Below are 20,164 nucleotides of genomic sequence, written 5' to 3' on the forward strand. Positions count from 1 at the left end.
TTCAATCGTAACCTGTGGATGGCCGGCAGCCTGGCGGCTTTTGCTTTTGCCGGCACCGTGCAGGCCAAGACCATCACCATCTCCTGCGGCGCCGTGGGTGCCGAGAAGCAGCTTTGTGAGGAAGGCACCCAGGCCTGGGCGGATCAGACCGGTCATGAGGTAAAAGTGGTTTCCACGCCCAACTCGGCGACTGAACGCCTTTCGCTCTACCAACAGCTGCTGGCTGCCCAGTCCGAAGACGTTGATATCTTCCAGATTGACGTGGTCTGGCCGGGCATGCTGGCCCAGCATCTGGTGGACCTTGCGGAGTACACCAATGGTGCCGAGGATAGCCATTTTGAATCCCTGGTCCAGAACAACACAGTGGATGGCCGGCTGGTGGCCATGCCCTGGTTTACCGATGCGGGCGTGCTCTATTACCGCAAGGATCTCCTGGATAAATATGACCAGAATGTTCCGAAAACCTGGCAGCAATTGACCGATTCCGCTCGCGTGGTGATGGCCGGTGAGCGTGAAGCGGGCAATGACCGCTTCTGGGGCTTTGTCTGGCAGGGCAGGGCTTATGAAGGTCTCACCTGCAACGCACTTGAGTGGGTTGCCTCCCATAACGGTGGCACGGTGGTCGATGGCGAAGGCAATGTCACCATCAACAATCCCCAGGCCCGGGAAGCGCTCGCGCTGGCCAGTACCTGGATTGACGATATTTCCCCCCGCAGCGTTCTGAACTACACCGAGGAAGAGGCCCGGGGCGTATTCCAGTCCGGCAATGCGCTGTACATGCGTAACTGGCCTTACGCCTGGAGCCTGGCGCAAAGCGATGACAGCCCGGTCAAGGACAAGGTCGGCGTTGTAGCGCTGCCCAGGGGTGGCGAGCAGGGCACCCATGCCGGAACCCTGGGAGGCTGGCAACTGGCTGTCTCCCGTTACTCGGCCAATAAGGACGAGGCGGCAGATCTGGTCCGGTTCCTGACCAGCTACGAGGAGCAGAAACGCCGGGCGATTCAGGGTAGCTATAACCCCACGATTCCCGACCTCTATGAAGATGAGGATGTGCTGGCGGCGGTACCCTTCTTTGGTGAGCTGTTCGAAACCTTCAAGAACGGCGTGCCCAGGCCATCCTCTGTGACCGGTGAAAGCTACGGTCGAGTCAGTAATGCGTTCTTCAATGCCACCCATCAGGTGCTCTCTGGCGAGGCGGAGCCGGAGCAGGCGTTGAACGCTCTGGAGCGTCAGCTTCAGCGTCTTGGCCGCCGGGGCTGGTAACTGGCCATGGCTCATACCACACCGGCACCTGCAGAAACGGCCGCGGGCGGCAACTCGCCGGCCCGTGCAATGCCCGCCAAACGGCAAGCCAGCCGGGTGCGCCGCCAGCGCCTGCGGGCAGCATGGTTGTTCCTGATCCCCATGCTGGTGGTGCTGGCTGCCGTGGCGGGCTGGCCACTGATGCGAACCATCTGGTTCAGCTTCACCGATGCCAGTTTCGCCAATATCAGCGAGTACGGCCTGGTGGGTTTCGAGAACTACCTGGTCTACGACAATGGCGCCTGGTACGGCGTATTGGCAGATCCGACCTGGTGGAATGCGGTTTGGAACACGCTGTTCTTCACGGTGGTGTCGGTGGGTATGGAAACCGTTCTGGGTCTGATCATCGCGCTGACCCTGAACGCCCAGTTCCGTGGCCGGGGCTGGGTCCGGGCCGCCACCCTGATTCCCTGGGCGGTGCCGACCATCGTCTCCGCCAAGATGTGGGGATGGATGCTCCACGATCAGTTCGGGATCATCAACGAAATGCTGATGGGCCTCGGCCTGATTGCCGAACCACTGAACTGGACGGCCAATGCCGACCTGTCCATGTGGGCCGTCATTATGGTCGATGTCTGGAAAACCACGCCCTTCATGGCACTGCTAACGCTGGCAGCCCTGCAGATGCTGCCCTCGGACTGCTATGAGGCGGCAAAGGTGGACGGTATTCATCCGGTACGGGTGTTCTTTAAGGTGACCCTGCCGCTGATCCTGCCAGCCTTGATGGTCGCGATCATTTTCCGGGTGCTTGATGCGCTGCGGGTATTCGATGTGATCTACGTGCTGACATCCAACAGTGCGGACACCATGTCCATGTCAGTGTACGCCCGTCAGCAGCTGGTGGAATTCCAGGATGTCGGATACGGCTCGGCGGCTTCCACGGTGCTGTTCCTCATCATTGCTTTGCTGACCATCAGCTATCTCTATCTCGGCCGCAAACAGATCGGGGGTGAGGCATGAACCGCAAACTGCTGAAGAAAATCGCCGCGAAAACCGGTTTCGCTATCCTGCTGGCAGGGATCCTGTTGTTTACGGTGTTCCCGTTCTATTACGCGATCGTGACCTCGTTCAAGAGCGGTTCCGAGCTGTTCGATGTGACCTGGTGGGTAAGCGCCTTTGATTTCTCCAACTATGCGTCGGTAATCGGTGACGGCTCCTTCGTGGGCAGCATCTGGAATTCGGTACTGGTGTCCTTCGCCACGGTAATCATTGCCATGGCCTTTGGCCTGACCGCCGCCTACGCCCTTGGCAGGGTGCAGTTCCGGGGCCGAAGTGCGGTACTGATGATTGTGCTCGGGGTCTCGATGTTTCCCCAGGTGGCGGTGCTTTCCGGGCTGTTCGAGGTGATCCGGGCGCTGGACCTGTACAACAACCCGCTGGCGCTGATCTTCTCCTACACCATCTTCACGCTGCCGTTCACGGTCTGGATTCTGACTACCTTCATGCGGCAGCTGCCGAAGGAATTGGAGGAGGCCGCCATTGTCGACGGTGCCTCGCCCATGACCACGCTTTTCAAGGTGTTTATCCCGCTGATGTGGCCGGCCATGGCCACAACAGGCCTGCTGGCGTTTATCGCCGCCTGGAACGAGTTCCTGTTTGCACTCACCTTCACTCTCACCGATGACCAGCGGACCGTGCCTGTCGCCATTGCCCTGCTGACCGGTGGCTCACAGTACGAGCTGCCCTGGGGCAACCTGATGGCGGCGTCGGTCATCGTTACGGTGCCGCTGGTGTTGCTGGTGCTGATTTTCCAACGTCGTATCGTATCTGGCCTCACGGCGGGTGCGGTGAAAGGTTAACCAAGGAGTATTTATGACCCAGTCACAGCCCTGGTGGAAGGGTGGCATTATCTACCAGATCTATCCCCGCAGCTTTCTGGACAGCAACGGGGATGGAATTGGCGATCTCAAGGGCGTTACCCGGAAACTGCCCTACGTCGCCTCCCTGGGCGTGGACGCTATCTGGCTGTCTCCGTTCTTCACCTCGCCCATGAAAGACTTCGGCTACGACGTCTCTGACTACCGCGGGGTCGACCCGATCTTCGGGGACATGGACGACTATCGGGCGCTGGTGGCCGAAGCCCATCGTCTGGGTCTGAAGGTGATCATTGACCAGGTGCTAAGCCACACCGCTGAAAACCATCCCTGGTTCGAGGAAAGCCGGTCCAGCCGGGACAATGCCAAAGCCGACTGGTTTGTCTGGGCCGACCCGAAGCCTGACGGCACCCCGCCCAACAACTGGCTGTCCATTTTTGGTGGCAGTGCCTGGGCCTGGGACAGTCGCCGGGGCCAGTACTACCTGCACAACTTCCTGGCCAGCCAGCCGGACTTGAACTTCCACAACCCGGCGGTGCGCCAGGCCCAACTGGATAATATGCGGTTCTGGCTGGAGCTGGGCGCGGACGGGTTCCGCCTGGACACGGTGAACTTCTACTACCACAGCCAGGGGCTGGAGAATAACCCGGCCGTTCCCGCCGGTGAGAACAAGACGTTCGTGGCCAAGGGTGTGAACCCTTATACCTATCAACGCCACGTCTACGATCTCAGTCAGCCGGAGAACCTGGCGTTTCTCGAAGACCTCCGCGCGCTGATGGATGAGTTTCCTGACACCACCCTGGTGGGTGAGATCGGTGACGACCGGCCGCTGGAACGCATGGCGGAGTACACCCACGGCAGCCACCGTCTGCATATGGCTTACTCATTTGACTTGCTCTCAGACCAGCATGGTCCGGACTGGGTTCGCGATGTGGTGCGCCGGTTCCAGAATGGCCTCAGTGATGGCTGGGCCTGTTGGGCCCTGAGCAATCATGATGTGGTACGGGTGGTGTCGCGTTGGGGTGAGCATGCGGAGGATCCCCACGCCTACGCCCGGGTTCTTATGGCACTGCTGCTCTCGCTTCGCGGCAGCGTGTGTATTTATCAGGGCGAGGAGCTTGGCCTGCCGGAAGCCTGGGTGCCGTTCGAGGCACTGCAGGACCCCTACGGCATTGAGTTCTGGCCGGAGTTCAAGGGCCGGGATGGTTGCCGTACTCCCATGCCCTGGACCCCGGAAGCCAATGGAGGGTTCACCACCGGGACGCCCTGGCTTCCAGTCGACCGCCACCACCTTGAGCTGTCGGTGCAGAGTCAGGAAGACAACCCGGACTCCACCCTGAACAGCAGTCGGCGTCTGATCCGCTGGCGTCAGAACCAGCCGGCACTGGTGCAGGGCGAGCTGGAGCTGATCGAGAACACCGGCGATGCGCTTTGCTGGGTCCGAAAGACAGAGGAACAGTCCATGCTGGTTGCGCTCAATGTCACCGGCCGGGAACTTCGCACTCCGGTGCCCTGTGATATTGACCGGGTTGCAACCGGCCACGGTTTCACCGGTTATATCGATGGCGGCGACCTGGTCCTGCCGCCCTATCAGGCTTTATTTGCAGAGTTGTAAAACGTCGCGGCGCCCGGCCCTGACCGGGCGACTAACAGAGGAGTCTCCACCATGGCTTGCGTGGAACTGAAAAATATAAACAAGACCTTTGGACAGATTGAGATTCTGCCGTGCGTGAACCTGCGCATCGAAGACGGCGAATTTGTGGTTTTTGTCGGCCCTTCGGGTTGTGGTAAGTCGACCATGCTCCGGCTGATCGCCGGGCTGGAGGACCCCACCAGTGGCGATATCGAGATCGACGGCGAAGTGGTCACCGATCAGTCACCAAAGGAGCGTGGTGTGGGCATGGTGTTCCAGTCCTATGCCCTGTATCCCCACATGTCGGTGTATGAGAACATCGCCTTTGGCCTCAAGCTGGGCAAGGCCAGGAAGAACAAGATCCGCGAATGGGTGGAAAAAACCGCCGAAGTCCTGCAACTGGAGAAGTTGCTGGATCGTAAACCCCGGGAGTTATCCGGTGGCCAACGCCAGCGGGTGGCCATTGGCCGGGCCATGGCCCGGGAACCCAAGATCATGCTGTTTGATGAGCCGTTGTCCAATCTGGATGCCAGCCTGCGGGTTCAGATGCGCACGGAAATCGCCAAGCTGCACGACCGCTTGCAGTCCACCATGATCTACGTGACCCACGATCAGGTAGAAGCCATGACCCTGGCCGACAAGATAGTGGTACTCAACGGCGGCAATATCGAACAGGTCGGTACGCCCTACGAGCTTTACGAGACCCCGGCCAGTCTGTTTGTGGCAGGATTCATCGGATCTCCGAAAATGAATCTGATGCCTGGCAGCATTGACGGAGAAGTCGGTGCACCGACAACTGCCATCAATATTCGGGGTTTGGGCAAAGTGACTGTCAACCGCGAAACCTCTAGCCTGAAAGATGGCGATGCGGTGACCGTGGGTGTTCGCCCGGAACACTTCACCCTGGCGTTGTCGGGACCCGATCACGGGCTGGAAGTGGTAAACGTTGAGTATCTCGGCAACGAGGCCTATGTCTATGTCGAGCTGCCCGGTATGCAAGAGCTCATGGTGGTGCGCCAGCCGGTGCCCTGCGAGGTTCAGACCGGGCAGCGGGTGTCGCTGGCCACCGAGCCGGAGCTGGTGCATGTGTTCGATGCCAGCGGGCGGGCCCTGGGCCCTTTCAAGGCAGAAGCGGAGTCGGCCGAACGGTTGGCTGCAACCCAGTGAAATCTGAGAACCGGGGGCGGGAGAAGCGAGTGTGACGGAGAAGCCCAGGCGTCTGACAGTAAAGCTGATGGCGGAGAAACTGAATGTTTCCACAGCCACCATCTCCAATGCTTTCAATCGGCCGGATCAGCTGTCCGAAGGCCGTCGCCGCTGGATTCTGGAAGAGTGCAAGCGTCTGGGCTACATGGGACCCAACGCTGCCGCCCGAAGCCTGCGCACCGGCCGGACCGGCAACGTTGGCGTGATGCTGGCAGATAACCTGGCCTACAGTTTGACGGACCCGGTGGCCAGCGAGTTCCTGCATGGCCTCGCGGAGGTCCTCGATCGTCGCCACATGAACATGCTGCTGCTTTCCAGTCAGGACGACGATGAACACCGGAGTCGACTGCAGGAATCCATGGTGGACGGCTTCATTGTTTATGGCTGGCTGAAGAAGGGACGCACCTACGAGCGCCTGCTCCAGCATGGTAAGCCCATGGTCGCGGTGGATTTTGATCTCGAAGGCTGCACCTGGGTCAACATTGACAACTATGAGGGTGCCCGCCGAAGCGCCGAGCATGCGCTCCGGCAGCCCCCTGAAAACATTGCTATTCTGGGTCTTCGTCTGGTGGATACCGACCGTGTTTGCCGGATCCGCGACCGGGAACTGTTCAACGAGGCAAGGGCGATTTCCGTGCGCCGGCTTCATGGCTACACCGATGCCCTGGAGGCCGCCGGATACCAGGTACCCGCCGAACGCATCTGGTCCACGCCCACCAATACCCACGAGGACGCCTACCAGGCCGCCCGGGAAGCGCTGACCAGCAGCCCCAGGCCGGACTTGTTGCTGTGCATGAGTGACCGGATCGCACTGGCCGCCATTCAGGCCGCACTGCAGATGGGGCTGAGAGTGCCAGAGGACGTCCGGATCGTCGGTTTCGATGGTATTCCCGAGGGCGCCAACATCCATCCGTCGCTGACTACGGTCTATCAGCAGAGTGCCGAGAAGGGACGTATTGCCGCCCGGATTTTCCTGGGTGAGCAGGAAGATGCCAACGTGTTGCTGCCCACCTGTTTGCTGGTACGTGAAAGCTGCCCCTGATATCCGCTCACTCCATACAGAACAAGAGCCTGCCATGATGCCATTTGACGTACTCTGCTTCGGTGAAGCCCTGATCGACATGCGTGGTGAAGACGTCGACGGGCAACTCCGTTTTGTTCCCCAGCCCGGTGGCGCCCCTGCTAATGTTGCTGTCGGTGTGGCCCGGCTTGGTGGCAGGTCCGGGTTCGCCGGTCAGGTCGGTGCCGACCTTTTTGGCAACCAGATTCTTCGCTCCCTGTCCGGGTTCGGGGTGGACACGTCGCTACTGCTGCAAACCCAGAGTGCCAATACGGCGCTGGCCATGGTCGCCCTGGATGAAGCCGGCGAACGCAGCTTTTCCTTCTACCGGAATGCCACGGCGGATCTGCTGTATGAGCCGGAACAACTGCCGGACAGTGCTCTCGCCGGCCAGCCCATCTTTCACATCTGTTCAAATACCCTGACTGAGCCGGTCATTGCGGAAACGACCCTGGCCCTGGTGGCGCGGGCGCGAGGGGCGGGCTGCCTGGTGAGTTTTGATGTCAATTACCGAAAACCACTCTGGCCGGATCCGGAACGCGCACCGGAGCAGATTCGGGCCCTTGCCCTGGAGGCGGACCTCGTCAAGTTCAGCCGGGAAGAGCTGACAGCGCTCTACGGTGACCAGGAGGATGCCCTCGTTGAAGAGCTTTGTGATCAGGGTGTTCAGTTGGTCCTGGTTTCTGACGGCCCTGGCGCTCTTCAGGCCTGGACGCAGCAACGACGGCTCACAATCGTTCCACCGCAGGTGCGGGCGGTGGATACTACCGCCGCCGGTGATGCCTTTGTGGCCGGCCTTCTTTTTCAGTTGGCCCGTCATGGGGTGACGGCTGAACGGCTCAACACGTGGCTTGCCCAGCCGGCCAGTCTCGACCGGGCACTGAAGTTCGCAGCCCGGTGTGGTGCCATTGCTGCAACCCGGTTCGGAGCTTTCGATGCCTTGCCGTCAATCGCTGATTTCCAGGATCTGTGACTGGGCTCCTCAAAGGTCGGACTGGATTTTGATCAATTTCCCTTTCCTGATCGCTGTTCTTGACTATAGTTAAGTGTAAGGAACGGTTGCTGATCTGACAGTCACCGGATCCCGTATTTCACAATACCAACAACAGCAAATAAGGGGGTTGTCCATGCTCCTGTCACATGCGTTCGGTCTCTTCACCCATCCTGATGAAGAGTGGGCTTCCATACGAAAAGAACATGAAACACCACGCCGGGTCTATGTCGCCTATGTCCTGATTCTGGCGGCCATTGCACCTGTCTGCGCTTACATATCGACGGCTTATTTTGGCTGGACGGTCGGCAATGAGAGGCTGATCAAGTTAACCGAGATCAGTGCAATGCAGCTGAGCGTGCTCACCTACCTGGCGATGCTGGTCGGCGTCTTCGCACTGGGCTATGCCATTAACTGGATGGCGAAAACCTATGGCGCGAAGGAAGAGCATGTGCCCTCAAACGGCATTGCCTTGGCCGCATACTCTTGCACGCCTCTTTTCCTGGCGGGCTTCGCCCTGCTGTATCCGGTACCCTGGTTCAATGCCGTCGTCTTTCTGGTGGCGGCCTGTTACGGGGCATACCTCATGTATGACGGGCTGCCCATTGTCATGGGTATCGAGAAAGAACGGGCTGTCATGTACGCCGGGGCGTTGCTGACGGTCGCTCTGGTGATTCTGGTATCCACACGTGTCGGCTCGGTCATTCTCTGGAACTTTGGCGTCGGGCCTGTATTTATAAGCGGATAGGTCGAAACCAAACGGACTGCCAAGGGGGAGCCACGAGCTCCCCTTTTTTATGAATTCTGGCAATTACCGGGCGCTTGTCGTGATTTGCCATCCCTCTGTCGCAATTTGGCAATGCGTTCTTAACGAAGCCCGACTAGGTTCTTCAGTTGGAGTAGTAGCGGCAAAGGTTGCGGGACGCCGAGGCTACAAAGGATGAACGCAGGGGAAGACATAACAATGAAACGATTGACACGGCGGGATTTTCTGAAGGCATCAGCCATGGGTATGGGCGCGGTGGTGGTCTCCACCGGCCTGGCAGGTTGTGTGCTGGATAGCTCCGACGAGCGAACAATCAGCTTCACTCACGGTGTGGCCAGTGGTGATCCACTTGCCGACGGTGTCATGCTCTGGACCAGGGCAGCGCCGGCGAACGGTGGCGCTCCTGTGGGCGTGGCCTGGGAGGTGTCGACGGATGAAGATTTCGAAAACCTGGTGCATTCCGGCACGGCGGAGGCCGCGGAAGCCCATGATTTCACCGTCAAGGTGGATGTGCGTGGGCTGGCGCCGGGGCAAACCTACTATTACCGCTTCCAGACGACCGATCGTCAGTCACCGGTAGGCGTAACCCGGACACTGCCGGAGGGCAGTATTGATGCGGTCAGACTGGCCGTGGTGTCCTGTTCGAACTACCCGGCCGGTTACTTCAACGTCTACCGGGAAATCAGTAACCAAACCGATCTGGATGCCGTGGTGCACCTGGGGGATTACATCTACGAATACAGCTCCGACAGCAGCAGCTATGCGGCAGAGGATGCACAGGGGCTGGGCCGCACCTTCCCGGAGAACAACAACCTTGAGCTGATTGAGCTGGTGGATTATCGCAGGCGTTACGCTGCTTACCGGGCAGACCCGGATCTCCAGTCACTCCATGCCAGAGTGCCATTTATCGTGGTGTGGGACGACCATGAGGTGGCCAACGACACCTGGGAGGAGGGCGCCGAAAATCATAATGACGGCGAAGGCGATTTCACAGAACGCAAGCTCAATGCCCTCAAGGCCTATTTCGAGTGGATGCCTATCCGCCCGGTAATCGAGGGCAGCGACGAAGCCATTTTCCGGACCTTCCGGTTCGGCAATCTGGTGGACCTGCACATGCTGGATACCCGTATTATCGGGCGTGACCAGCAACTGGACTACATGGACTATTTCACGGGAGAAGGCCTCGATGCCGCCCGCTTTACTGCGGATGTCGGCAGTCAGAACCGCACGCTGCTGGGCGCGGAGCAGCTGCTCTGGCTGCAGTCTTCCCTGAACTTCTCCACTGCGACCTGGCAGGTGCTGGGGCAACAGGTACTGATGGGCCGAATGAATCTGCCCGCGGAGCTGTTGGTGGCGATTGCTAATGAGCAGTTCGACGGGCTGCCGGCAAAGCTGGCGGAACTGGCCCAGCTCAAAGGCCGGGCGCTCCAGGGGGATCCGTCCCTGACTGACGAGGAACTGGCACGCATCAACACTGTTGCCCCCTACAACCTGGATGCCTGGGATGGCTACCAGTACGAACGGGAAGTGGTTCTGGGGACTGCCAAGGCGCTGAACAAGAACCTCGTGGTGCTGGCGGGGGATACCCATAACGCCTGGGCCAACAATCTGAAAGACATTAATGGAGACCAGATTGGCGTGGAATTCGCCACGGCCTCGGTGACATCACCCGGTCTGGAGGAGTATCTGGGCATTCCGGATGAGATGATTCAGGGTGCGGAACAAGCCATCGGTCTGCTGGTGGATGATCTTGACTACCTGAATGTGAATCAACGTGGCTACATGCTGGTTACCTTCACTCCGGAAGAGGCGAGAGCAGACTGGTATTTCGTTGACACCATCAAGTCAAAGGATTACCAGATCGATGCGGCCCGCACTGCCTCCCGCAAGGTGTTGCCCGGGCAGGGCAATCGCACTGTGGAGCCCGTAACCGCCGTGTAGGGTGACGGACCGGCCATTAGCTATCCTGTCCTTGATGCAGCGCAAGTCATTCCCGGCGATTTCCGGGGTTAAATGGCATTGTTGGAGAGGCAGGGAGCTCTTGGGGTATGTCCGGATCGGTGGAACTGAAAGGCAGCGAACACCAGCAGCTGGAGCCTGAATGGCATGTGCTTCAGCCTGCTGATGCCCGGCAAAGGCTGAAGGCAAAGGAGCCTCTGTCTGATGACGAGGTTCGCCAGCGTCTTGCCGGTCACGGCCCCAACGCATTGCCGGAGGCCCGGGCAAAAGGGCCCTTGGCGAGGTTGGGCCGGCAACTCAAAAATTTCCTGATTTATGTGTTGGCAGCGGCTGCTGTCATTACCGCGAGCCTGGGCCATTGGGTGGATGCGGGCGTTATTATTGCCGTCGTTGTTATCCAGACCCTGGTGGGCTTTATCCAGGAAGGAAAGGCCGAGCAGGCTCTGTCGGCCATTCGCCACATGCTTGCCCCCAAAGCCAGGGTGGTGCGGTCCGATGGCCAGCATCAGATAGACGCTGCGAACCTGGTACCGGGTGATACGGTATTGCTGGAACCGGGCGACCGGGTGCCTGCCGATCTTCGTCTGGAGAAATCCCACAACCTGAAAATCGATGAAGCCATTCTCACGGGTGAGTCCGAGGCTGTTGAAAAATCGACAGAGGCGGTGACTTCCGATTCCCCCCTGGGGGACCAGGCCGGGATGGCGTTCTCCGGCACCATGGTTGCGACCGGCACTGGCCGCGGCGTGGTGGTTCGTACAGGCGCCCGGACTGAGATCGGTCGGATTTCTGGCCTGCTTGCCCAGACAACCTCACTGAAAACCCCCTTGCTGGAACAGATGGACAGGTTCGCTCGCATTCTGTCGATCGTCGTTATTATTGCTGGCATTGCCATTTTTGTTGGCGGCTCTGTGTTCAGCGGACTGCCATTCCGTGAACTTTTCATGGCTGTGGTTGGCCTTACGGTTGCAGCCATTCCCGAGGGGTTGCCAGCGATTCTCACCATTACCCTGGCGATTGGTGTGCGCCAGATGGCCCGTCGTCAGGCCGTGGTTCGGCGAATGCCGGTTATCGAAACCCTGGGTGCGGTGTCGGTGATCTGTTCGGATAAAACCGGAACCCTCACCAGGAACGAAATGATGGTCACCCGGGCGGTGTTGTCCGGGACCCGGCTGGAGGTGACCGGCGAGGGCTACAGCTTTGATGGTGCGGTGAACGACGAACAGGGACAGCCGTCGGACTGTGCGCTGCTGGACGAATTTGCCCGGGCGGCGGCCCTGTGTAACGACGCCCACGTACACCATGATTCAGGCAGGGTCAGGATTGCTGGCGATCCTATGGAGGCGGCGCTGTCCGTGTTCGCCCGTAAAGCAGGTTTTGATGTTGAAAACAGTGCCGCCGACTGGCCCCGGAAAGATGAAATTCCTTTTGATACTGAAAATCGCTTCATGGCCACCCTGAACCATGATCACCACGGGCATAGCTTGGTCTACCTGAAGGGGGCGCCGGAGAGAATCCTGGATATGTGTGTCGGCGAGGTTGCCGAATCCGGAGAAGCCCGGGAGCTGCGCCGGGATTTCTGGGAGCAGGTCATCACAGAAATGGCATCGGATGGTCTCAGAGTGCTGGCCCTGGCCCGGAAACCGGCAGAGCGGGGCACCAGCGAATTGGCCATTGAGGATCTGGAACAGGGCGCCGAGCTGCTTGGCCTGGTCGGGCTTTTGGATCCGCCCCGGCAGGAAGCCATCCGGGCGATTGCAGAGTGCCACGATGCCGGAATCCGGGTCAAAATGATTACCGGTGATCATGGCATTACAGCTGGCGCTATTGCCCGCAAGCTGGGCCTGAAAAATACCGAACAGGTGCTGACTGGCAAGGAACTGGACCAGTTGGATGATGACCAGCTCCGCGATCTCGTTGGCGAGGTGGATGTTTTTGCCCGGACCAGCCCGGAACACAAGTTGCGGCTGGTGACCGCACTTCAGGCATTGCACGGGGTGGTGGCCATGACCGGTGACGGGGTGAATGATGCCCCGGCACTGAAGCGGGCAGATGTCGGGATCGCCATGGGGGTGAAGGGCTCGGAAGCGGCCCGGGAGGCGTCTTCCGTGGTGTTGCTGGATGACAATTTTGCCAGTATCGCCGCAGCCGTACGTGAGGGCAGAACGGTCTACACCAACCTGAAAAAAGGCATAGCCTTCATGCTGCCGATAAATGGTGGCGAATCCATTAGCCTGATCACGGCCCTGTTGTTGGGGCTTACGTTGCCAATTTCCGCCTTGCAGATTCTCTGGGTCAATATGGTGAGTTCGGTGGTTCTGGCGATGACGCTGGCATTTGAGCCCGCGGAACCGGATGTGATGAAACGCATGCCCAGAGCCCGGGAGGAGTCACTGTTGAAAGGGTTTGTTGTCTGGCGCGTGGTGTTTGTGTCCCTGCTGTTTCTGATGGGGATCTTTGCCGCCTGGTACTGGGCCATCCACCACTACGGCGATGAGAGCACGGCCCGAACGCTGGCGGTCAATACACTGGTTGCGATGGAAATGTTCTATCTGTTTGCGGTGCGTTACCTGGATTCGGCATCGATCACGCTGCGCGGGGTGCTCGGCACGCCGATCGTGCTGTTGGCAGTTGCCATGGTGATCGCGTTACAGCTGCTGTTTACCTATATGCCCTGGTTTAACGATACCTTTGGCACCCAGGCACTTAGCCTTGAAATGCTGGGATTCGCAGCTGCAGCAGGGGTGGCTGTGCTGGTGATTCTGGAAGTCGAGACGGCGTTGAGAAGACGCCTGCTCAGGGCAGCCCCCGGGTAATGACAGCGGGATCGCCCCTGCCCTCCACCGCTGCCAGTTCGGCACTGGAGAGCCATTGTCCGGGTGGCTTGTCCATGACGCTGGCGCAAGCGGCCAGGGCATGGCCCCAGGAACAACCGTTGGCGAACAGCATGCCGGCCTCATTCAGGGTGCCGCCGCGGTTGATGTAACCCAGAACCCGGGCCTGTGATGGTTCCGGGAACAGTGGGTAGAGATGGCCCCGGAATATCTCAGGGCGCATGTGTGTTAAGGCAACCCGTCGGTGAATGCGATGGGGGAAAAGTCGCTCCCTCTCGAATTCCGAAAGGCATGCCTGGGCCTCCATCGTGTCCCTTGGCTGGCGGAATCTGCCGGGTTCCTGGATATAAACCAGCCGGAAGGGTGTGCCGGTCTCCCGCAGACGTTCGCACGCCCGTATGGCTTCGGATAACTGATAGGCGCCGTTGGCCATGAGCAGCAAAGGCTCGCCTGCGGAGGTGTCTTCGTCTACTACGAGCGCGCCATGGCGGGCCAAGAGCTCCGCTTCCCCTTTGTCAAAGACACAGGGGCGCTCCCGTTTCGGAACCACCATGCAGGTAATCTTGCCTCTTTCACTGAACACCGAGGGCAGTGCCGCCAGGGTGCTGTTGTAGTCCGCCGGAAACAGGACGCGGGACACGTCGTTCATCTCGGCCAGCATGCTCTCGCAGAAGGTGGTGTCCTGGTGGGACTGCTCGTTCTTGCCGTTCTCCCAGGTGTGTGAGGTAGCAATAACCGGAAGCCCAAGCCAGCGGGCGGGGCGGCCCACTTCTTTCTGGTGCCGGGCAAAAATCAGCTCCTGGCGAATGGCGCCAAGCATCTTCACGCAGAAAGCCTCATAGCTGGCGACCAGGTTCAGGCCCGCCTTGTTGGCCAGGCAGGCCGATACCACGGCTTCCTCGTTGAGCGCGGTGATGATCTTGCCGTGAACCGATTCCTGGTCGTTTTCGGGATCGTTTACCCGGTGCTTCAGATCTTCAAGGACACCCGCGAGACGATTGCTGGCCAGCTCGTCCGGATTGCCCACGCGTGGCCTGAGCCCGGGATTTTCAGCCACCAGTGCCCGGAAAAAGTCATCCACTGCCTTCATTGGCGAAGAGCTGTCCGGATTGGCCGGTAACCTGGGGATCACCGGATCCGGCGGATTACGGGTTGCAAGGGCATGGTCCCTCTCAAGGGGGCGTGATTGCCTGGCGTGCTGGTTAAGCTGAGCGACACAGTTCTGGAGCTCGTTTGGAGCCACCCACAGCCTGGCTGCATGTTCATTGAACAGCTCCCTCGCGCGGGCGTGCATGCGCGGGTTCCCGGGCAGTGGCAGGTTGTGGGCCGCATTGCTGCTGGCGCCGTAGAAACCATACCCTTTGGGGGCTTCCGCAATGCCATAAGGCACCCGAACGGGATAGCTGCTTTCACCCCGCAGTGCCGCCTCGCCATTGGTGACAAGCGCCTGCTCCATTTCATAGAGGGCACAGACGAAGGCCGCAGGATCGCGGCCATCAAAACGGAAGGGCACAAATCCCCGATGCTCAAGGTGTGCTTCGAAACGCTCGAGACCTTCGCGGGTGCCCAGCTCTGTTCGCTGTTCAATACGCCGGCCGTTGGCAATCATGACCGGCATGACGGCTCCGCAATCCTCGGCGCGCCACCAGCGAGGGATCCAGTCGCTCCCGCGCTGTTCCTCGGAGGCTCCGTCAGAGAGGAAGGCGACCAGAGACTCGCCGGGCAAGGGCATGTGGGCATACTGGAGTTCGGCAAAACCCAGGTAACCGCCTTCAAGAATGCCTCCTGCGGTGTGCGGATTGACATGGCTACCGAGGGGCGCGGCCATGGTCCCGTCCGGCTTCTGCCGGTAACTGTAAAAATCGGAAACCAGAGTAGAGAGCCCGTCAGGCCCCCGATAACGTTCAGCCTGCTCCGGGTGAAGGTTCCCGGTGAGCACATTCAGGGCATCCACCGCTGCCACACAATGCCCCTGGCCCATCAGCCAGCTCCTGGTGCGCCCGGTCAGATTGTTCAGTGCCAGATAGCCGGCATAGGCCGGCACCATGTTCAGCGCGCCGCCGGTGTGGCCTTCCGGATTGGTCTTGAAGTCCTGGGATGCCAGTGGCTGACCGGATACATCGACCTTGCGGGCGTAAGTCATATGAACCACCAGCCAGAGACCGGCACTGGTCAGCCTGTCCAGGTCGGCGAGCTTGCGATAGACCGTGGCAGCATCGGGCTGATGGCCGGCAGCAACCAGGTGCTCGGCCAGTACGCTGACCTGATGTTGCGTGGCTTCACTGTGCTGGATGACGCCATAACCATCGCACCAGCGCCGGAAATCCGGGCAGTCCGAAGCGGCGTGATTAACCGCTGCTGTTTGAATGGGTAATGGCATTAGATGCCTCCATGGCGTCAGTGTGTCCCGGAATTTTAAAGCCACTGCTGTTCACTGCCATTGATGCAGGTCAGTCGAAACTGCATATTTCCGTGAGCCATTTTGGGGTAAGCGGTTGGGTGGAAGGCCTTGCCAAAATCGTGCGAAGCCATGGATGGCGGAGCCGAGCTTACAGGGACGTATTTACAGCGTATTTTGGCAAGGCCTTCCACCCAACCGCTTGCGTGCACGTTGCCGAATGCCATGGTTTCTGAGAGTCTGGTCGGATAAGGCATCTGAAAAGGAGACTCTCATGACGCAAGACAAGAATCAGGACAAGCGCCGGAAATATTCGGCCCCCGTTGTTGATGGCATTGGCAAATCAGCCAGTCGCGCCATGCTTCGGGCAGTCGGGTTTACTGACGAGGATTTCAGAAAGCCACAGATCGGCATTGCGTCTACCTGGAGTAACCTCACGCCCTGCAATATGCACATCAATCAACTGGCCGAGGAGTCGGCGGCCGGTGCCGATGAGGCCGGCGGCAAGTCGCTGATCTTCAATACCATTACCATATCGGATGGCATTGCCAACGGGACCGAGGGCATGAAGTATTCGCTGGTATCCCGGGAAGTGATCGCCGATTCCATTGAAACGGTTGCCGGCTGTGAGGGATTCGATGGCCTGGTGGCGATCGGTGGCTGTGACAAGAACATGCCCGGATGCATGATGGGGTTGGCGCGCCTGAACCGGCCGTCGGTGTTTGTCTACGGCGGCACCATTATGCCCGGTGAGAACCACACCGATATCATTTCTGTTTTCGAGGCCGTGGGTGCGCATGCCCGTGGTGACCTGGATCTGATCGAAGTGAAGCAGATCGAGGAAACCGCGATTCCGGGCCCGGGCTCCTGTGGCGGCATGTATACCGCCAACACCATGGCGTCGGCCATTGAAGCCATGGGCATGAGCCTGCCGGGCAGCTCCGCCCAGAATGCTATATCAGACACTAAAGCTGCGGACTGTCGTGGTGCCGGGGCTGCCGTGCTGAATCTGCTGGAGAAAGACATCAAACCCAGCGACATCATGACCCGGAAAGCCTTCGAGAATGCAATCACCGTGGTGATCGCCCTGGGCGGCTCCACCAATGCGGTGCTGCACCTGCTGGCCATGGCCAGCACCGTCGGTGTGGACCTGGAGCTGGAAGATTTTGTCGAGATTGGCAAGCGGGTGCCGGTGCTGGCGGATCTTCGCCCCAGTGGCCATTACATGATGTCGGAACTGGTCGCCATCGGGGGTATCCAGCCGCTGATGAAAATGCTGCTGGACCGCGGGCTGCTCCATGGCGACTGTCTGACCGTAACCGGCCAGACTCTGGCGGAGAACCTGGCCGACGTGGCGCCCTATCCGGAAGGGCAGGACATCATTCATGCCTTCGATAACCCGATCAAGGCCGACAGCCATCTGCGTATCCTGTTCGGCAATCTCGCACCAACGGGTGCGGTGGCGAAGATTACCGGCAAGGAAGGTACGCACTTTACCGGCCGTGCCCGGGTATTCCATTCGGAAGAGGAAGCCCAGGAGCGGATCCTCGACGGCACGGTGGTGGCCGGCGACGTGCTGGTCATCCGCTACGAGGGCCCCAAAGGCGGGCCGGGCATGCGGGAGATGCTCAGCCCCACCTCCGCGATTATGGGCAAGGGCCTGGGCAGTGATGTCGCGTTGATTACCGATGGCCGGTTCTCGGGGGGCAGCCACGGGTTTGTGGTTGGTCACATCACGCCGGAGGCGGCTGAGGGCGGCCCGATTGCGCTGGTCGAGGATGGCGACACCATTACCATTGATGCCGTCAGTAACCAGATCGAGCTGGATGTCTCCGATGAAGAGCTGGAACGTCGGCGCCAGGCCTGGCAGGCGCCCAAGCCCCGCTTCACTCGCGGCGTTCTGGCAAAATACGCTCGCACCGTGGGCTCTGCCTCCAACGGGGCCATTACCGATCTGCCATGATCCGATGGCGCCGGGCAATCGCTGCTATAATTCGCCGCTGACGGGGCACTGATTGCCCGGACAGTTAACAAGTGAAGGGGCTTTGAAGCATGGGTATCCGGAGTTTGACCATCGGGTGGGTGTTTTTGCTGGCGCTGCTGCCCGGGGTGTCCCAGGCTCACCAGCAGGAGGCATCGATCAACGCTTCAGCGTCGTCGAAAGAGGCTGGTCCAAACCTGGCATCAGTGAATGCTGCGGTTGCCATGGCTGGCGATAACGAGCTGATTTTCGGCAAGAATGCCGACCGGTCCGTACCCATTGCCTCTGTTACAAAAGTGATGACTGCTCTGGTTGTTCTGGAATCCGGAGAGCCACTGGACGAATGGCTGACCTTCAAGAAGCGGCATACGCCCGCCGCCGCCAACGCTTACAGTCGGATCCGCATCGACTCGGAAATGCGTCGTAAAGATGTACTGCGCATTGCGCTGATGTCCTCCGAGAATTTTGCCGCCTACACCCTGGCCCGCAGCCACCCGGGCGGATTCGATGCCTTTATCAAGGCAATGAATGCCAAGGCCGTGGCCTTGGGAATGACTGGCACCCGGTTTGTTGATCCAACCGGGCTGTCGTCGGAAAATCTGTCAACAGCGGCGGACCTCGTGAAGCTGGTAAACGCCGCAGCTGACTATCCGGAAATCCGGGAATACTCCACCACGGGTTATTTCCGTGGGCAGTTCCGCCAGCCCCGCTACAGCCTGTCGTTTGGCAACACCAATGCCCTGGTGCATCGCGATAGCTGGGGCGTAGGGCTGAGCAAAACCGGCTATCTGTCCGAAGCCGGCCGTTGTCTGGTGATGATTTCGAAGATGAACGGCAAGGAAGTGGTGACTGTACTGCTGGATTCGCTGGGTACCCGCTCGCCCCTTGGCGATGCCGGGCGTATCAAGCGCTGGCTTGATACCGGAGCCCGCGGTTCCGTGGCGGCTGCGGCCCGGCGCTACGAACAGGAAAAGAACGCGGCCTACGCGACCGCAGGTAACAGCACAGTCAGTGTGAACTGACCCTGAAAGGAATCCCGCCATGATCCAGATTTTCACCACCGGTGGCACCATCGACAAGGTGTACTTCGATGCCAACAGCGAATTCGAGGTGGGGCACAGCCTGCTGCCGGAGTTGCTGTCCGAGTCGAATATCCACGAGGGCTATCGACTGCGGGAGTTGATGCGCAAGGACAGTCTGGAGATGAATGATGAGGATCGCCAGCAGGTACTGGCGGCGGCCAGGGAATGTGACTGTAACCGAATCGTTATTACCCATGGTACCGATACCATGGCAGATACGGCTGCGGTATTGGCCAGCCTCAAGGACAAGACCATCGTGTTGACCGGCGCCATGCAGCCGGCCCGCATGCGCCGCACCGATGCGGTGTTCAATGTCGGGTTTGCCTGGGCCGCGGTGCAGTTGTTGCCGCCGGGAGTCTACATAGCCATGAATGGTGAGGTGTTCGAGGCTGGTGCAGTGCGCAAGAATCTCAAGGCGCAGCGGTTCGAACGCACCTGAACGTCACGCCAGGCTGTCTTTTTCTTCGTTGGTCAGCTCCCGGTATTCACCGGGTCTCAACGTTTTATCCAGTTCAACCTGCCCGATCCGCAGTCGATGCAGTGCCTCAACGTGGTTGCCAACGGCTGCAAGCATGCGCTTGACCTGATGGTAGCGCCCTTCCGAAATCGTAAGCTCAATGATCCGGTCTTCCAGAAGCTTCACCCGGGCCGGTCGCGTTGGCTTGGGGTCGTTGTGCAAATCCACCCCAAGTTCCAGTTTTTGTGCCGCCGCGTCGGTCAGTGGTTCGCTCAGCGTTACCCTGTAAGTCTTGGGACAATCGGTCCGCGGTGAGGTAACCCGGTGGGACCACTGGCCATCGGTGGTGAGCAACAGTAACCCGGTGGTGTCTGCGTCCAGGCGGCCGGCAATGTGGAGGTTCCGGGCGATGTCTGCAGGCAACAGGTCGAGCGCGGTGGGGTGGTCGCTGTCGGTTGTCGCGCTTACCACGCCTGCCGGTTTGTGCATCATCAGGTAGCGGTCGCCCGGCAGAGCCAGCAGGGCTCCCGCCAATGCCACCCGCTCACCGCCGGTTAATTGTGTGTTGGCGCTCTTGCAGGTTTGTTCATTTACCGTCACCTCCCCGCGGCTGATCGAACGCTTGGCGTCTTTTCGGGAGAGTTCGGTACTGTTGGCAATAAACTGGTCCAGTCGCATGGT

At 59.7% G+C, this 20,164-nt stretch carries 15 protein-coding genes; 13 read left to right on the forward strand and 2 right to left on the reverse strand.

The window, feature by feature from the left end; all coding sequences use genetic code 11:
- Window positions 1-18: 18 nt before the first annotated feature.
- The 10 genes from QZ534_RS10485 (at window position 19) to QZ534_RS10530 (ending at window position 13,547) form a co-directional block, all read left to right on the forward strand.
- Window positions 19-1,263: an ABC transporter substrate-binding protein gene (locus QZ534_RS10485; RefSeq protein ID WP_366935818.1), complete on the forward strand. Its 1,245-nt coding sequence runs from the start codon at window positions 19-21 to the stop codon at window positions 1,261-1,263.
- A 69-nt stretch (window positions 1,264-1,332) separates the two neighbouring features.
- On the forward strand, window positions 1,333-2,262 hold the full coding sequence (locus QZ534_RS10490) for a carbohydrate ABC transporter permease (protein ID WP_296934393.1): 930 nt from the start codon (window positions 1,333-1,335) through the stop codon (window positions 2,260-2,262).
- A complete protein-coding gene (locus QZ534_RS10495; protein ID WP_296934292.1) occupies window positions 2,259-3,101 on the forward strand; it encodes a carbohydrate ABC transporter permease in 843 nt (280 codons plus the stop codon). Before QZ534_RS10490 ends, QZ534_RS10495 begins: the two co-directional genes overlap by 4 nt.
- 13 nt (window positions 3,102-3,114) lie before the next feature.
- Window positions 3,115-4,731: an alpha-amylase family glycosyl hydrolase gene (locus QZ534_RS10500; RefSeq protein ID WP_296934294.1), complete on the forward strand. Its 1,617-nt coding sequence runs from the start codon at window positions 3,115-3,117 to the stop codon at window positions 4,729-4,731.
- A 51-nt stretch (window positions 4,732-4,782) separates the two neighbouring features.
- Complete coding sequence (gene ugpC / locus QZ534_RS10505; RefSeq protein ID WP_296934295.1) at window positions 4,783-5,916, forward strand: sn-glycerol-3-phosphate ABC transporter ATP-binding protein UgpC; 1,134 nt, start codon at window positions 4,783-4,785, stop codon at window positions 5,914-5,916.
- A 31-nt stretch (window positions 5,917-5,947) separates the two neighbouring features.
- Window positions 5,948-6,997, forward strand: a complete 1,050-nt coding sequence (locus QZ534_RS10510; protein WP_296934297.1) for a LacI family DNA-binding transcriptional regulator — start codon at window positions 5,948-5,950, stop codon at window positions 6,995-6,997.
- Window positions 6,998-7,031: 34 nt separating this feature from the next.
- On the forward strand, window positions 7,032-7,988 hold the full coding sequence (locus QZ534_RS10515; protein WP_296934299.1) for a carbohydrate kinase: 957 nt from the start codon (window positions 7,032-7,034) through the stop codon (window positions 7,986-7,988).
- A gap of 154 nt (window positions 7,989-8,142) precedes the next feature.
- Entirely contained in the window at window positions 8,143-8,754 is a 612-nt protein-coding gene (locus tag QZ534_RS10520; protein ID WP_296934301.1) for a Yip1 family protein, read from the forward strand.
- Between the two features lie 216 nt (window positions 8,755-8,970).
- A complete protein-coding gene (locus QZ534_RS10525; RefSeq protein ID WP_296934302.1) occupies window positions 8,971-10,713 on the forward strand; it encodes an alkaline phosphatase D family protein in 1,743 nt (580 codons plus the stop codon).
- 107 nt (window positions 10,714-10,820) lie between these two features.
- Window positions 10,821-13,547, forward strand: coding sequence for an HAD-IC family P-type ATPase (locus tag QZ534_RS10530; RefSeq protein ID WP_296934304.1), 2,727 nt, complete (start codon window positions 10,821-10,823; stop codon window positions 13,545-13,547).
- On the opposite strand, the gene QZ534_RS10535 is transcribed toward QZ534_RS10530, so the two are convergent.
- Entirely contained in the window at window positions 13,528-15,945 is a 2,418-nt protein-coding gene (locus tag QZ534_RS10535; RefSeq protein ID WP_296934306.1) for a xylulose 5-phosphate 3-epimerase, read from the reverse strand. The genes QZ534_RS10530 and QZ534_RS10535 overlap by 20 nt on opposite strands.
- A 292-nt stretch (window positions 15,946-16,237) precedes the next feature.
- Between QZ534_RS10535 and ilvD the strand changes: the two genes are divergently transcribed.
- The 3 genes from ilvD (at window position 16,238) to QZ534_RS10550 (ending at window position 19,465) form a co-directional block, all read left to right on the forward strand.
- The gene (gene ilvD / locus QZ534_RS10540) at window positions 16,238-17,926 is read left to right on the forward strand and encodes a dihydroxy-acid dehydratase (protein ID WP_296934308.1); all 1,689 of its coding nucleotides are present in this window, start codon (window positions 16,238-16,240) and stop codon (window positions 17,924-17,926) included.
- 89 nt (window positions 17,927-18,015) lie between these two features.
- Window positions 18,016-18,966, forward strand: coding sequence for a D-alanyl-D-alanine endopeptidase (gene pbpG, locus QZ534_RS10545; RefSeq protein ID WP_296934310.1), 951 nt, complete (start codon window positions 18,016-18,018; stop codon window positions 18,964-18,966).
- Between the two features lie 19 nt (window positions 18,967-18,985).
- Window positions 18,986-19,465, forward strand: coding sequence for an asparaginase domain-containing protein (locus QZ534_RS10550; protein WP_296934311.1), 480 nt, complete (start codon window positions 18,986-18,988; stop codon window positions 19,463-19,465).
- A 3-nt stretch (window positions 19,466-19,468) separates the two neighbouring features.
- Here QZ534_RS10550 and rsuA read toward each other — a convergent pair whose 3' ends face one another.
- Window positions 19,469-20,161 carry a 16S rRNA pseudouridine(516) synthase RsuA gene (rsuA, locus tag QZ534_RS10555; RefSeq protein ID WP_296934396.1) on the reverse strand — a complete coding sequence of 231 codons (693 nt, stop codon included), beginning with the start codon at window positions 20,159-20,161 and terminating at the stop codon, window positions 19,469-19,471.
- Window positions 20,162-20,164: the final 3 nt, after the last annotated feature.

Origin of the sequence: uncultured Marinobacter sp., from assembly GCF_913055835.1 — a bacterium.
In the GTDB taxonomy this organism is placed as follows: domain Bacteria; phylum Pseudomonadota; class Gammaproteobacteria; order Pseudomonadales; family Oleiphilaceae; genus Marinobacter.